16 protein-coding genes are annotated in these 13,608 nt (G+C 62.1%); 4 read left to right on the top strand and 12 right to left on the bottom strand.

Annotated elements, in window-relative coordinates; genetic code table 11:
* Positions 1-138: 138 nt before the first annotated feature.
* The 4 genes from EN955_RS21080 to EN955_RS21095 all read right to left on the bottom strand — a co-directional run bounded on the left by EN955_RS21080 (position 139) and on the right by EN955_RS21095 (position 4,767).
* Complete coding sequence (locus EN955_RS21080) at positions 139-372, bottom strand: BolA family transcriptional regulator (protein ID WP_010909092.1); 234 nt, start codon at positions 370-372, stop codon at positions 139-141.
* Positions 373-497: 125 nt separating this feature from the next.
* Positions 498-1,010, bottom strand: coding sequence for a hypothetical protein (locus EN955_RS21085; RefSeq protein WP_024504561.1), 513 nt, complete (start codon positions 1,008-1,010; stop codon positions 498-500).
* Positions 1,007-3,238 (bottom strand): phosphoribosylformylglycinamidine synthase subunit PurL, encoded by a 2,232-nt coding sequence (gene purL, locus EN955_RS21090; RefSeq protein WP_024504560.1) that lies wholly within the window; start codon positions 3,236-3,238, stop codon positions 1,007-1,009. The genes EN955_RS21085 and purL overlap by 4 nt, the downstream gene beginning before the upstream one ends.
* A 119-nt stretch (positions 3,239-3,357) precedes the next feature.
* A complete protein-coding gene (locus EN955_RS21095) occupies positions 3,358-4,767 on the bottom strand; it encodes a PLP-dependent aminotransferase family protein (RefSeq protein ID WP_013532134.1) in 1,410 nt (469 codons plus the stop codon).
* Between the two features lie 92 nt (positions 4,768-4,859).
* On the opposite strand from EN955_RS21095, the gene EN955_RS21100 reads away from it, so the two are divergent.
* Positions 4,860-5,111, top strand: coding sequence for a DUF1127 domain-containing protein (locus EN955_RS21100; RefSeq protein ID WP_013532133.1), 252 nt, complete (start codon positions 4,860-4,862; stop codon positions 5,109-5,111).
* Positions 5,112-5,187: 76 nt separating this feature from the next.
* Here the strand turns inward: EN955_RS21100 and EN955_RS21105 are convergent, their stop codons facing one another.
* From EN955_RS21105 to purC, 6 genes are all read right to left on the bottom strand, one after another.
* A complete protein-coding gene (locus EN955_RS21105) occupies positions 5,188-5,829 on the bottom strand; it encodes a Pr6Pr family membrane protein (protein ID WP_013532132.1) in 642 nt (213 codons plus the stop codon).
* 3 nt (positions 5,830-5,832) lie between these two features.
* Entirely contained in the window at positions 5,833-6,240 is a 408-nt protein-coding gene (locus EN955_RS21110) for a hypothetical protein (RefSeq protein WP_024504559.1), read from the bottom strand.
* Positions 6,237-6,902: a glutathione S-transferase family protein gene (locus EN955_RS21115; RefSeq protein WP_013532130.1), complete on the bottom strand. Its 666-nt coding sequence runs from the start codon at positions 6,900-6,902 to the stop codon at positions 6,237-6,239. The genes EN955_RS21110 and EN955_RS21115 overlap by 4 nt, the downstream gene beginning before the upstream one ends.
* 84 nt (positions 6,903-6,986) lie before the next feature.
* Positions 6,987-7,655 (bottom strand): phosphoribosylformylglycinamidine synthase subunit PurQ, encoded by a 669-nt coding sequence (gene purQ, locus EN955_RS21120; RefSeq protein ID WP_024504558.1) that lies wholly within the window; start codon positions 7,653-7,655, stop codon positions 6,987-6,989.
* Between the two features lie 214 nt (positions 7,656-7,869).
* Positions 7,870-8,112 carry a phosphoribosylformylglycinamidine synthase subunit PurS gene (gene purS / locus EN955_RS21130; RefSeq protein ID WP_013532128.1) on the bottom strand — a complete coding sequence of 81 codons (243 nt, stop codon included), beginning with the start codon at positions 8,110-8,112 and terminating at the stop codon, positions 7,870-7,872.
* A 43-nt stretch (positions 8,113-8,155) separates the two neighbouring features.
* A complete protein-coding gene (gene purC, locus EN955_RS21135; protein WP_013532127.1) occupies positions 8,156-8,950 on the bottom strand; it encodes a phosphoribosylaminoimidazolesuccinocarboxamide synthase in 795 nt (264 codons plus the stop codon).
* A 274-nt stretch (positions 8,951-9,224) separates the two neighbouring features.
* On the opposite strand from purC, the gene EN955_RS21140 reads away from it, so the two are divergent.
* Together EN955_RS21140 and EN955_RS21145 are read left to right on the top strand one after the other, a co-directional pair.
* The gene (locus EN955_RS21140; RefSeq protein WP_013532126.1) at positions 9,225-9,545 is read left to right on the top strand and encodes a DUF1476 domain-containing protein; all 321 of its coding nucleotides are present in this window, start codon (positions 9,225-9,227) and stop codon (positions 9,543-9,545) included.
* A gap of 128 nt (positions 9,546-9,673) precedes the next feature.
* Positions 9,674-10,447: an HpcH/HpaI aldolase/citrate lyase family protein gene (locus tag EN955_RS21145; RefSeq protein ID WP_013532125.1), complete on the top strand. Its 774-nt coding sequence runs from the start codon at positions 9,674-9,676 to the stop codon at positions 10,445-10,447.
* A gap of 38 nt (positions 10,448-10,485) precedes the next feature.
* Here EN955_RS21145 and EN955_RS21150 read toward each other — a convergent pair whose 3' ends face one another.
* Both EN955_RS21150 and EN955_RS21155 read right to left on the bottom strand, forming a co-directional pair.
* Positions 10,486-11,655, bottom strand: coding sequence for an acyltransferase (locus EN955_RS21150; protein WP_024504557.1), 1,170 nt, complete (start codon positions 11,653-11,655; stop codon positions 10,486-10,488).
* Positions 11,656-11,822: 167 nt separating this feature from the next.
* Positions 11,823-12,371, bottom strand: a complete 549-nt coding sequence (locus tag EN955_RS21155) for an alpha/beta hydrolase (protein ID WP_013532123.1) — start codon at positions 12,369-12,371, stop codon at positions 11,823-11,825.
* A 249-nt stretch (positions 12,372-12,620) separates the two neighbouring features.
* On the opposite strand from EN955_RS21155, the gene EN955_RS21160 reads away from it, so the two are divergent.
* Complete coding sequence (locus EN955_RS21160) at positions 12,621-13,433, top strand: VOC family protein (RefSeq protein WP_024504556.1); 813 nt, start codon at positions 12,621-12,623, stop codon at positions 13,431-13,433.
* Positions 13,434-13,608 lie beyond the last annotated feature (175 nt).

The raw sequence follows: 13,608 nt of genomic DNA on the forward strand, positions 1-13,608 counted from the left end.
AATATCCTTTCCCGCCTGTGGGAGTCAGGCTCGAAACATACCCTTCAAATAAACCCAACGATTGCTCGAAACAAGACGTTAGCCGCGCCGTGGCTGAAATGGCGCAAAGGATGAGCCGTGTTGGGCCAAGCGCTAAGGTCAGTCGGGAACGCTGGTCTGCAGCGCCAGTGCGTGCAACACGCCGCCCATATTGCCCTTCAGCGCGTCATAGACCATCTGGTGCTGCTGGACGCGGCTCTTGCCGCGAAAGCTCTCGGCCACCACCTCGGCCGCATAGTGGTCGCCGTCGCCGGCGAGATCGCGAATCGTCACCTTGGCGTCCGGAATGCCGTCCTTGATCAGTTTTTCGATGTCGTGGGCATCCATTGCCATGGCAAAATCCTGTTTCGAGCGGCCGGTAGCCGGCCATAAGATGAGAGTCGGGTGAGCCTAAAGCCTTTCCGGTCCGGATTGAAGCCGTTCTGTCCCGCCAACGGCCACACGGCTTCAGAGAAAGACTAGGCCGGTGGGCTTGCTTCATCCTCGGCAACGTCCTCGCGTGTCGAGAAAGCGCGGCCAAGGCTGAAGGCAAGCACATAGAGCGGCGCGTTGAGCAGCAGGCTGACAATGGGGAGATAGCTCGTCATTTGCCAAGCCGGCGAGAAGAACCCTTGGCCATGGCCGTCGCAGATGAGCGACGAGCCGTACTCCCACAACGCGCCCACGACCACCGTGCCGGCGAAAAGCTTGACGCAGGTGACGATGTGCCTTGCCCGTGCCGGATCCGGGAAAAGGCGGCCCCAGAGCACCAGGCAGATGATCGGGACCGCGTAGAGGAGGTTCTGCAGCGCCAGCATCGGGACGGCGCCGTTCGCCGCGGCAAGGAACTCCGCACGTGTTTCCAGCCGCATACAAACCTCGCTCGAGGTTGTCGACAGCAGGAAAAAGACGAACGGTCCCAGGAACCAGAAGAAGAACAGCGACGGCCAGAAAACGACTGCAAGCAGCGCCCGGGCAGCCAGTGTGGTCAACTAGCCTGATCCATGAAGCGCGGGAACCAGCCTTCGTGAGCCGAGGAGAGTTCGCTGACCGGGATTGCCCTGGCGTCGCCAAGCTTCAGCGCGCTGCCGCCTGTGGAGCCGATCCACGGCGCGAAGATGCCAAGCTCGCCCTGCTGCTTGCGAATGGCGTCCCATTCGTCACCATGCGGGTCGATCGACAGCGTCAGCAGATAACGGCCCTGATCCTCGCCGAACCAGACCGGGATCGGGTCGGTGCCGACAAGGCCGGGAACGGTGGCGCCGATGCCGGACGCCATCACCATTTCGGCTAAAGCCACCGCGATACCGCCATCGGAAACGTCATGCGCCGCCGTGACGATGCCGGAGGCGATGAGCGCGCGGACATGGTCGCCGACGCGCTTTTCATGCTCGAGGTCGACCGGCGGCGGCGGTCCATCCGTGCGGCCGTGTATGTCCCTGAAATAGACCGATTGCCCGAGATGCGTTCCCCAGGACGCCGGCGCGCCGACCAGCAGGATCATTTGGCCCTCGGCCGCAAAGCCGGCCCGCACCATCTTCGACCAATCGGCGATCAGGCCGACGCCGCCGATGGTCGGGGTTGGCAGGATGCCCTGGCCGTTGGTCTCGTTGTAAAGCGAGACATTGCCGGAGACGATCGGGAATTCGAGCGCACGACAGGCGTCGCCGATGCCCTTCACGGCACCGACCAGCTGGCCCATGATCTCGGGCCGTTCCGGGTTGCCGAAATTGAGGTTGTCGGTTGCGGCCAGCGGCAGAGCGCCGGTGGCGGTCAAGTTGCGCCAGCATTCGGCCACCGCCTGCTTGCCGCCCTCGTAAGGGTCGGCCTCGCAATAGCGCGGCGTCACGTCGGACGAGAAGGCGAGCGCCTTGGTCGCATGGCCTTCGACCCGCACCACGCCGGCATCGCCGCCTGGAAGCTGCAGCGAATTGCCCTGGATCAGCGTGTCATACTGCTCCCAGACCCAGCGGCGCGAAGACAGGTCGGGACCGCCGAGCAGCTTCAGCAGCGCATCGGCAACATCGGCCTGCGGAACGTCATTGGCGGCCAGCGGCGCCGGCTTCTTCGGTTCGGTCCACGGCCGGTCATATTCCGGAGCCTTGTCGCCAAGATCCTTGATCGGCAGGTTGGCAACCTCGTCGCCCTGGTGCAGCACGCGGAAGCGCAGATCGTCGGTGGTCTTGCCGACGATGGCGAAGTCGAGCCCCCATTTGTGGAAGATCGCCTCGGCTTCCTTTTCCTTTTCCGGACGCAGCACCATCAGCATGCGCTCCTGGCTTTCCGAAAGCATCATTTCGTAGGCGCTCATGCGCTCTTCGCGCACCGGCACCTTGTCGAGATCGAGCTCGATGCCGAGGTCGCCCTTGGCGCCCATTTCGACCGCCGAGCAGGTGAGGCCGGCCGCACCCATGTCCTGGATGGCGATGACGGCGCCCGAGGCCATCAGTTCGAGGCTGGCTTCCAGCAGGCACTTTTCGGTGAAGGGATCGCCGACCTGCACTGTCGGACGCTTCTCATCGATCTTGTCGTCGAATTCGGCCGAAGCCATGGTGGCGCCGCCGACGCCGTCGCGGCCGGTCTTGGCGCCGAGATAGACGACCGGCAGGCCGACTCCCTTTGCTTCGGACAGGAAGATCGCATCGGCCTTGGCAAGGCCCGCTGCAAAGGCGTTGACCAGGATGTTGCCATTGTAGCGGGCATCGAAATTGACCTCGCCGCCGACCGTCGGCACGCCGAACGCGTTGCCATAGCCGCCGACGCCGGAAACCACGCCTGAAACGAGGTGCCTGGTCTTGGGATGGTCGGGCGCACCAAAACGCAGCGCATTCATCGCCGCGATCGGCCGCGCGCCCATGGTGAAGACGTCGCGCAATATGCCGCCGACGCCGGTCGCCGCACCCTGGTAGGGCTCGATGTAGGATGGGTGGTTGTGACTCTCCATCTTGAAGACGACGCAGTCGCCATCGCCGATGTCGACCACGCCAGCATTCTCGCCCGGCCCCTGGATGACCTGAGGTCCGGTGGTCGGCAGCGTGCGCAGCCATTTCTTCGAGGATTTGTAGGAGCAGTGCTCATTCCACATCGCCGAGAAGATGCCGAGTTCGGTGAAGCTCGGCTCGCGCCCGACGAGGTCGAGAATGCGCTGATACTCGTCGGGCTTGAGCCCGTGTGAGGCAATGAGCTCGGGGGTGATCGGCACGGAATTGGAAATGGTCATGGGCGGCGATTTTTATCCGGGACGTTGGGATTTTGAGTCCCGTCTTATCGCAAGCCTTGCGGCCGATACACCCATGGATTGACGAAAAACGACGGAAAACCGGACAAAGCCACGCAGTGTCAGGAGAAGCTGTCGTAGCCGGCGCGGCCTTCATCGAGAAGTCGCCGGATCACCGCAACGCCTTCAGCGATATCCCCGCGCTGTCTCGGCTGCGAAACGCCGAAGCGGACGCCATGGAAAACCTGCTCGGAACGGCCGGCCTTGAATTCGTCCTCGTCGTCGATCAGCACGCCGTGCTCCAGGCAAGCGTTCTTGAAGGTGCCGGAAAGCCAGGGGTCGGGCAGGGTCAGCCAGACAAAGGGCACCCTGTCATGCGACTTGAAGGCGAAGCCGGCCAAAGTCTCGCGTACGATGGCGATGCGGGCGCTGATTTCGGCGATGCTGCGCTTTCGTATCTCATCCGCCTGACCGGACAGCACCAGCCTTGTATTCACCTCCGCCAGCAGGAAGGGCATGCCGCCGGTCATCATCTTGTGGGCGACGCGGATGCGGTGGCGGTAGGCGGGCGGGCAGGAAAGCCAGCCGCCGCGCACACCGGCTGCGACCGACTTCGACAGGCCGCCCGCGACAATGGTCCTCTCAGGAGCATATTCGGCCAGCAACGGCGTCGGATCATCGGTCAGATTGCCATAGAGGTCGTCCTCGATGAGGACGACATTGTATTCGCGTGCGACATGGGCGATCGCTTCGCGGCGCGCCGCCGACAAGGTGGCCAGCGTCGGATTCTGCGCCGTCGGCATCAGGAAGATCATCTTGGGATGCTTTTGCGCGCAGACGCGCTCGAAATCCTGCGGATCGATCCCTTCATCGTCCGATGCCACCAACGCGGTGCGCCTGCCGATCAAGCCGGCACTGCGGGAAACCTGCGAGTAGGTGAGGTGCTCGAAGGCGACATAGTCGCCAGGCATGGTGAGCGCCGCGATCGCCGCCATCACCGCCGCATGGGTGCCGAGCGTGGGAACGATGGTGTCGGCATCCGGGCGAAAGGAATTGCGCGCCAACCAGCGGGCGCCGGCTTCGTACCATCGTTCGGGGAAATCCCTAGTGTAGCTCGAAATCTCATGCGGATGGTCCTGCGCCGTGCGCGACAGGACACCGGCGACAATGTCGCCCTGGCCGATATCAGGTGCTGCGGTGCTGTCGAAACGCAGCTTGCCTTTAGGCGCATCGATATAGCGCGTGCCTTCGCCGCCGACGTCCGGAGCCGGAAAATCCGGCTTCGCGCGCTGGCCGAGCACATAGGTTCCACGCCCGACCTCGCCGCTCACCAGCCCACGCTCGCGCAGCAATTGATAGGCCCGGCCGACCGTGCCGACGGTGGTGCCGATGTCGTAGGCGAGGTCGCGCTGCGGCGGCAACTTTGCGCCGGCATCGATCACGCCCCGATCGATGTCCGTCTCGATGGAATCCGCCAGCCGCTGATACAGCGGGCCGGAGCCGGCAGTGAGATCTGGAAGCCAATTTGTCATGGTGACAATTTTCTATATTGCACCGATAGATGAGTCAATACATATCAATCGCGTGCCAAAAGGGTACAATTTAGGACTTTGGCAGAAAGAAAATGAATACAATCGCGACAATACGTCATTCGAGCGCTGCATTATCGGCCCAATCGACACGCCCGTCGGCTCAGCGCGGCTTTGTCAGCCGCCTTGTGCGCGTGCTGAGGTCGCTGGCAAGATGGATCGACAACCTGCTGGATCGCCGCCGCAGCCGGTTGGCTCTGCTGGAGATGACCGACGACCAGCTCAAGGATATCGGCGTCACGCGCTGCGACGCCCACCGCGAGGGCATCAGGCCGTTCTGGGACTGACCGTGATCCCAAAAGTGGGAACCGGTTTGGGAAAGATGATGGTCCCGGGAAATCCGGACAGAAGGTCCGCACAGTTCTAACGGACCCTCGACGCCCTGGTGCGTGCAACGGCATGGTCCGCAAGGACGGCGACCACGCACAGCACGAGGAAAAGTCCGGTGATGGCTGCAGCTGAGATGACGACGCTGGTCGCGCCGTTCTTGGCGATGTTCAGGAAAGGGTAGGGCACCTCGCCGGCAAGCGGCGCCCGCACCAGCGCATAGACCAGATAAGCGATGGGATAGATCACCCACCACGAAATGTCGCTCCAGCGTGTCCGGCCGTCGGCGCCCGATATCAGCCACCACAGCACGAACAGCACCGGCGTGACGTAGTGCAGGAGAACATCGCAGAGCAGGAACAGTCCCTGCGGCTGCCAGAGTCGTGCCAGAACCGTTGCGTAGATGATGAAGACCAGTGCGATCGAAACCGCAACGCCGGTGCGCATCCGCGCCCCTGCAAAGGCCGGCAGCCAGGCATAGAAGGTGGGTGACAGCAGCGACGTGTACACCAGCACCGCGCCGATGTTGGTCAGGATGGTGAAGAAGCTGAAGACGAAAATGACGGAGCCAAGCAGGCTGCGGCCTGCTTCCATCGATGCAGGAATGCTGATGCAGAACTGCAGGATGAGCCCGGCCAGACCGATGACCAGCCCCACAATCTGCAGGAACCGGCCCATGGGCTAGGCCGTCGCGGCGCAGGCCGGATTGCCGGCCTGCCAGCGCGCAATGTCGGAGCCGATGCGGGCGCCGAGCGGATCGTTCATCAGCGGTCCGAAGACGTCGACACGGCTAGAATTGCCTTGCGCCTGCACGACCAGCAAAGGTTTGCCGCCATAGTGCTTGGCCGGAACCAGCAGGAAACGCGGCGCGCCGCTGAACGAATTCAGCTCATTGGCCATCTGGTACGGTTTGAAGGCCGGGTCCTTGCTGGCGATCCAGCATTTGTGGGCGGCGATCGCCACTTGTTCCATGGCCAGCAGCGCAGCACTTTTGCCCGAGGGCACAGGCGTGCTCTTTGGCGTCGACTGACAGGATGCCAGCACAAAGCCCGCCGCGGCGACCAGCGCGATCGTCCTCGACTTGATCAAGCGGCACCCATCTCAAGCTCGGACAGGAAGATTTTCAAGCCGTCGGTCATCTCGCCCCACACACGCGACAATGCCGGGTGTTGCGAGGCGATCTGCTGGTAGGCGTCGAATTTGGGATAGGCGTCGAGCAGGTCGTGGCGTCCTGTCATGGCGCGGAAATTGTTGAAGATGAACCGCGTCGGCGTCAGCCAGGCATCGGCGAAGCTGATGTCGTCGCCGAGTGCGAAGGGCCCTTGCGCCATACGGGCCTCGATTGCCGCCAGTCCATGATGCAGGCGGGCGAACTGAGCGTCGATCTCGGCATTGTTGCGCTTCGGCACGGAATGAAGCTCGAAAAGCTTCATCAACGGGGTCAGCACATCGAGATCGGTGATGCGGGCGAACATGCGCACCAGCGCACGGTCCTTGGAATCGGGCGGCAGCAGCGCCGGTTCCGGAAACCGTTCCTCGAGATATTCGGCGATGACCACCGATTCGACGATCGTCTCGCCCGAGCCGGTGATCAGCACCGGAATCCGGTTCATCGGCGAGATGGCGCGAAACTCTTCCGGGATGGGAAAACCGGGCGGCGGCGCGATGATCTTGAGTGGTACGTCCTTGATGTAGGCCAATGCCCGCACGATCGACGAGTAGGGCGACAACGGCCGCGAATAGAGTTTCATGACCGTCTCTCTCCCCAATGAACCAGACTTGCTCCAAAGAGACAGGAATGTCCGGCTGTTTTCAAGCTGTTCGCTTCGATATCGTCAGGCAGCGATGCCGAGGGCGCTCTCGAACAGTCCGCGGCCGTCGGTACCGCCATGGGCTGCTTCGATCAGGTTTTCCGGATGCGGCATCAGCCCGAGCACATTGCCTTGGCTGTTGACGATGCCGGCAATGTCGTTGATCGAGCCGTTGGGGTTGGTGCCCTCGGCATAGCGGAACACCACCTGGCCTTCGCCTTCGAGACGGGCAAGCGTGTCGGCGTCGGCGAAATAATTGCCGTCATGATGCGCGACCGGCGAGCGGATGATCTGGCCCGGCTGATAGCGGCGGGTGAACATGGTGTTGGCATTGGTGATCTCGAGCTTCACCTGCCGGCAGACGAATTTCAGCGAGGTGTTGCGCATCAAGGCACCCGGCAACAAGCCGGCCTCGACCAGGATCTGGAAACCGTTGCAGACGCCGATGACCGTCACGCCCGCGGCCGCTTTTTCGGCCACTGCCCGCATGACCGGCATGCGCGCGGCGATCGCGCCACAGCGCAGATAGTCGCCGAAGGAAAAACCGCCCGGAATGGCGATCAGATCGACATCGGGGATTTCGGTGTCGGTTTGCCAGACGGTGACCGGCGGTGTTCCCGAAATCTTGGTCAGCGCCGCGATCATGTCGCGGTCGCGATTGAGGCCAGGCAGGAGGACGACGGCTGATTTCATTTCGGTTCGTAAGGCCTTTGTGCTTCGGCGAGTTCGCGCAACTCGAGGCGCTGCTCAATCCGTTCAAGATGTTGATCGATACGGCCTGCTATCGCGTAGATATTGTTGACGTCCGTTTGCGTGCTCAACGCCTGCAAGCCTGATCGCTACAATCTCGAGAAGCTCGTACATCAGTTCACTCGTGACTTCAGGCATCCGTGCCTCCGGCACAGCCTTAGGTAAGCGTCACACTATAATTCTCGATCACCGTATTCGCCAGCAGCTTGTCGCACATGGCCTTGAGGTCGGCTTCGGCCTTGGCCTTGTCGCTTTCCGCCAGCTCGACGTCGAACACCTTGCCCTGCCGCACCGTGCCGACGCCGCCGAAGCCCAGGCCGGACAATGCGTGTTCGATCGCCTTGCCCTGCGGGTCGAGCACGCCGTTCTTGAGGGTGACGGTAATGCGGGCCTTGATCACGCTGGACATGCTCCTGTTCTGACTATCGGGTCGCAAACCGCGATCAGTGCGGCTTGCCTTTGAGGCCGTCGGTCGAGGCGACGAGCACCGGGCCGGTCGGGCGCGGCGGCTCGTTCTCGTTCATGATGCCGAGGCGGCGGGCAACTTCCTGGTAGGCCTCGACGAGGCCGCCCATGTCGCGGCGGAAACGGTCCTTGTCGAGCTTGTCCTGCGTCGCCACGTCCCACAGGCGGCAGGAGTCCGGCGAGATCTCGTCGGCGACGACGATGCGCATCATGTCGCCTTCGAACAGGCGGCCGCATTCGATCTTGAAGTCGACGAGCTGGATGCCGACGCCCATGAACAGGCCGGAGAGGAAGTCGTTGACGCGGATGGCCAGCGCCATCACGTCGTCGATTTCCTGCGGGCTCGCCCAGCCGAACGCGGTGATGTGCTCTTCCGACACCATCGGGTCGTCGAGCGCGTCGGCCTTGTAATAGAATTCGATGATCGAGCGCGGCAGAACGGTGCCTTCCTCGATGCCGAGCCGCTTGGACAGCGAGCCGGCGGCGACATTGCGCACCACCACTTCGAGCGGAATGATCTCGACTTCCTTGATCAGCTGCTCGCGCATGTTCAGACGGCGGATGAAATGGGTCGGAATGCCCATGCGGTTCAAATGGTTGAAAATATACTCGGAAATGCGGTTGTTGAGGACGCCCTTGCCGTCGATGACCTCGTGCTTCTTCTTGTTGAACGCGGTTGCATCATCCTTGAAGAACTGGATAAGCGTGCCCGGTTCGGGTCCCTCATAGAGTATCTTGGCCTTGCCTTCATAAATGCGGCGGCGATTTTTCATCTGATTTTTCTCTGGGGTTCCGGACAGGCGGTATCAGACCATTTCCTGTCCGTCTGCCTGAAATAGTGCGGCTACGGTAGGGTTCAATGCCGGGTCTATCCCAATCACATCGTTTGCTCAATCGGCAAATCCTTCCAATCAACCGCTTTCGGGACTGAAATGCCGCAGCGCAGCATGCGATGAAGCATATTGACCGGCCCGCGACCTTTTGGTTTGTGCTTTGGCAACGCACATATTCACCGCCAACGAATCGAATTTGACCCGGAGGGACGCCATGAGCAGCATGAAAGACCGTGAAGAGGGCTTTGAGCGTAAATTCGCATTCGACGAGGAGCTTCGGTTCAAGGCCTCGGCGCGCCGCAACAAGGCGCTCGGCCTGTGGGCCGCCGAAAAGCTCGGAAAGTCCGGCGCCGATGCCGACGCCTATGCCAAGGAAGTGGTTATCTCCGACATCGAGGAGGCCGGCGACCACGACGTGTTCCGCAAGATCCGCGGGGATTTCGACGCGGCCGGCGTCGAGCAGTCGGACCACCAGATCCGCCGCACCATGGACGAACTGATGGCGCAGGCGATCGAGCAGATCAAGAACACCTGATCCGGGCCATGCGCTGATCCCGCGGCCATACGCTGGACCAATCGACCGCCCGGCCTATCCGGGCGGTTTTTCTTTGCCTTTGCCGCGGTTTCCGGCTGAAACTGCGGTCGCTAACAAGGAAAGAGTTCATGTCCCTGAAGTCCCGCCTCGCGGCCGATGAAACGTTGTTCACCGCATGGTCCGGTGTGCCGGATGCCTTGACGGTCGAGATCGTCGCCAAGCAGGGTTTCGATGCCGTCACGCTCGACATGCAGCATGGCGGCCATCACGAAGACAGCGTGCTGCGTGGCCTGGTGCCGGTGCTCGCTACCGGCAAGCCGGCGCTGGTGCGAATTCCCGTTGGCCGTTTCGACATGGCAAGCCGCGCGCTCGATTTCGGCGCCGAGGCGGTCATCGCGCCGATGGTGAACTCGGTTGCCGACGCAAAACTGTTCGCCGCCGCCATGAAATACCCGCCGGTCGGCGAGCGCTCCTGGGGCCCGACCTACGCTTTTCCCCGCCACGGCCAAGGCGACCAGGCCGACTGGCTGCGCGACACCAACCAGCGCACCATGGCCTTCGCCATGGTCGAGACGCGTGCAGCCCTCGATGCGCTCGATGGCATCCTCGATACGCCCGGCATCGACGGCATCTTCCTGGGCCCGTCGGATTTCTCGATCGCCTGGAGCAATGGCGCCACGGTCAATTCGACGCTGGAAAGCATGATGGAGACGGTGGCGTCGGTGGCCGAGCGCACCCGCAAGGCCGGCAAACATGCGGCGATCTATGTCGTCGAACCGGCAATTGCCGGCCGTGTCGTGTCGATGGGTTATCGCCTGCTGGCCATGGGCTCGGAGCATGCGCTGATTTCACTGGGCGCAAAGACCCTGCTCAAGGGCATCAAGGATTCGATCGGATCCTGAACCCGAACCGGACGCACTGCCGTCACAGCGCCGGGCGGTTAGGCGCTCGACGCCGCAGGCGCCGCGGCGATAGGTCCGTCGCGCCTGAACCTGTTGAACAGGGCGCCGACCATCTGGACCCACCAGTTGTTGAAGGTCATGAGCGGCAACGCCGCGAGGATCGAACCCAGTATGGCGGCGGCGGCGCCGAGTGCGGTGGAACCGCTTGTCAACAAAACCCATGACCCCAATGAGCAGATAACGGGTACATGCACGAGGTAGAGTGGGAAGGACAGGTCGCCCAGAAAACGTGCCACCTTACCCGAGAGCCATGATAGAGGCTCATCCACACTCAGCACCGCGTAGACCAACATGACGCTTGCCGGGATGGCCACGCAGGCTTGCCGCAGGCCCACATCGGAAGCCACGTCAAGGACGGCGAACGGGCGATATATGCCCACGGCACTCCCCGCATAACCCAGCAGCGCCAGGGAAACCATCACCATGGCGCCTCTCACCCACCGATTCGGGCGAAAATCCATGGCGAGAAGCGGATAGAGCAAGAGGCTGGCCGGAAAGGCACAAAGAAAGTAACTGACTTGCAGCGCCAGGAACACGACTGCTGCTATGCAGACCCAGAAGGATAACGTCCAGCGGCCTTGAAGGAAAAAGACGATCGGGGCGAGGGCGAAGGTCAGCATGCTCCCCCAGAACTCGACCGTCATGGTCCACAGACTGCTGTCATAATAGTTGTCGCCGTAGATGAACGTCCGCCACGCCCCTTGCAGAAACGCGTCGGCGAAACTCGCAGTCTCCGGCGATAGCACCTTTGAAGCATTGCCGAAACTTCTCAGCCAGTCGGATTGGGTGACAGCGGCCGCATCCTTGAAGAAATACAGGTCGAGCTTGAAGATGATGCAGGATGCCAGCGTCGTAACGAGTACCGGGCCGGCCAGTCGTGGCAGGCGCTTGATCGCACCCAACCGCAGATCTTGTGCCTTGCTGGTCTGAAAATAACGCTTCACGAGCACGTAGGAAGACAGGACGAAAAACAGGTAGACGGCGGAGCCGCCATTGAACGCGACGAAAGCCAGGCTTGTTTTGAGCGATTGCCCGGCCAAGTCTCCCTCGCCTTCCATCAATGGCGCAAAAGCACCCAAACAATGCCCATTCAGAACTACGAGCGCGGCGACACCTCTTAACAATTCGAGTGAAGCATCCTTGGCCAAGTATGGGCTTTCTTTGAATAATTGCTATTTAGTACGCGCGAATATAATCGTTCGGCGAACAGAGTTCGCCGTTGCTGGAGAGATTATCGCGATCTGCATTAAATTATTGTTCACGCAAGCCGGATGGCCTGCCGAGCAGCTTCGTGTTCAGGCTTTGACCGTATATATTACAGGTCCGTCAGGAACTTGGCGAAGGTCATCGAGCCTTCGGGCCAAGGGCCGAATCCTGAATCCTCGCTGAGATGCCCGGTCTCGCCGGCGTCGATGAACAGCGAGCCCCAGGCGCCGGCAATGTCCTCGGCGACATCGAAGGCGCAGAACGGGTCGTTACGGCTGGCGATCACGATCGAGGGAAAGGGCAGCGGCTCACGCGGGTAGGGGCCGAAGGTCATCAGGTGCCTGGGCCTGATCTCGGGGTTAGCGACATCGGGCGGCGCCACGAAGAAGGCCCCGGCGACCGGCTTGCGGAATTGCGGAATGGCTTGCACCGCCGCGGCGACGCCAAGTGAGTGCGCGACCAGGACGACCGGCCGCTCGGCCTCGTTGACCGCCTTGGCGACGCTCGCCGTCCAGTCCTCGCGCACCGGCTTCGACCACTCCGCCTGTTCGACGCGGCGCGCCGTCGACAGCTTCGACTGCCAGCGGCTCTGCCAATGGTCGGGGCCGGAATTGGTGTAGCCCGGCACGATGAGAATATCTGCGTCTCTGACCTTCATGGCGCTGAGATAGCGAGCGGCATCGCTTCGTGCAACCGGCAGAAACGCCACGTTTGATCACAATAGTGAACACCATGTTCGCTTCTTCGCGTCTTGTGTGAACGATGCGGATGGACGATCTGTGGTCAGGAAAAGAAACAGCCGTGCGCGGGAACCCTGACTTTGGAACTGACACGACGTACAATGATCGGCGGAGTGGGGTTTCTCGCTTTGGGAGCTTCATCGCAGGCCGGTCGAACGGAGCATTTGATGAGCGAGTTGCCTTTTGCCGCCACCACCCCGGTCAGCGTTGCCCGCGTCGGGCTGAAGGCGCGCGACGCGGAAAGCCTTGCCGCATATTATCGCAGCATCGTCGGTCTGCAGGAACTGAGCCGCGCCGATGGGGCGATCACGCTGGGCGCCGCCAACCGTCCGTTGCTGGTCATCGAGGCCGATCCTTCGGCCAAGCCGGATGATCCTCGCAGCGCAGGCCTGTTCCATACTGCCTTCCTGCTGCCCAGCCGTGCCGATCTCGGCCGCTGGATCAACCACGCCATATCAAACAAGATCGCAATCGAGGGCGCTTCCGACCATCTGGTCAGCGAAGCACTGTACCTGACCGATCCCGATGGCAACGGCATCGAGATCTATGCCGACCGCCGTCCGCAGGACTGGAAGTGGAATGGCGACAAGGTGGCGATGGCGACCGAGCGGATGAACATTCCGTCCGTCGTTGCCGAAGTGCCTGCGGGTGACGCCGGCTGGCAGGGCGCGCCGGAAAACAGTGTCGTCGGCCATGTCCACCTGCGCGTCGGCAGGCCGGAAGACGCCGAAGCCTGGTGGAACCAGGAATTCGGCTTCGACACGGTGGCCAAATATGGCGGCCAGGCGGTGTTCCTGTCGTCAGGCGGCTATCACCACCACATCGGCGCCAACGCCTGGCAGAGTTCGGGCGCCGGCCGCCGCGATCCCAGCCGGTCGGGTCTGGCCTGGGTCGAGATGCGTTCGGACAATGTGACCAGCCCGGTGACCCGCGAAGATCCATGGGGCACGGTGATCAGGACTGTGCCTGGCAAGGCTTGATTTGAGGGCTGCGCCAAGCTGGAGCACCCCTCAACCGTCGCGGCGTTGCGCGCCGATCCACCTTCTCCCACAGGGGCTAGCGTGCGCACACATTTGCTTCGTGCTGTGGTCAAGCGTGAAGAAGCGACGCCGGAAAATGGCTTGAAGTGTTTGAATCGCATGTGATTCTGTAGCT

Origin of the sequence: Mesorhizobium sp. M7A.F.Ca.CA.001.04.2.1 (assembly GCF_003998485.1) — a bacterium.
Taxonomy (GTDB): Bacteria; Pseudomonadota; Alphaproteobacteria; order Rhizobiales; family Rhizobiaceae; genus Mesorhizobium; species Mesorhizobium ciceri.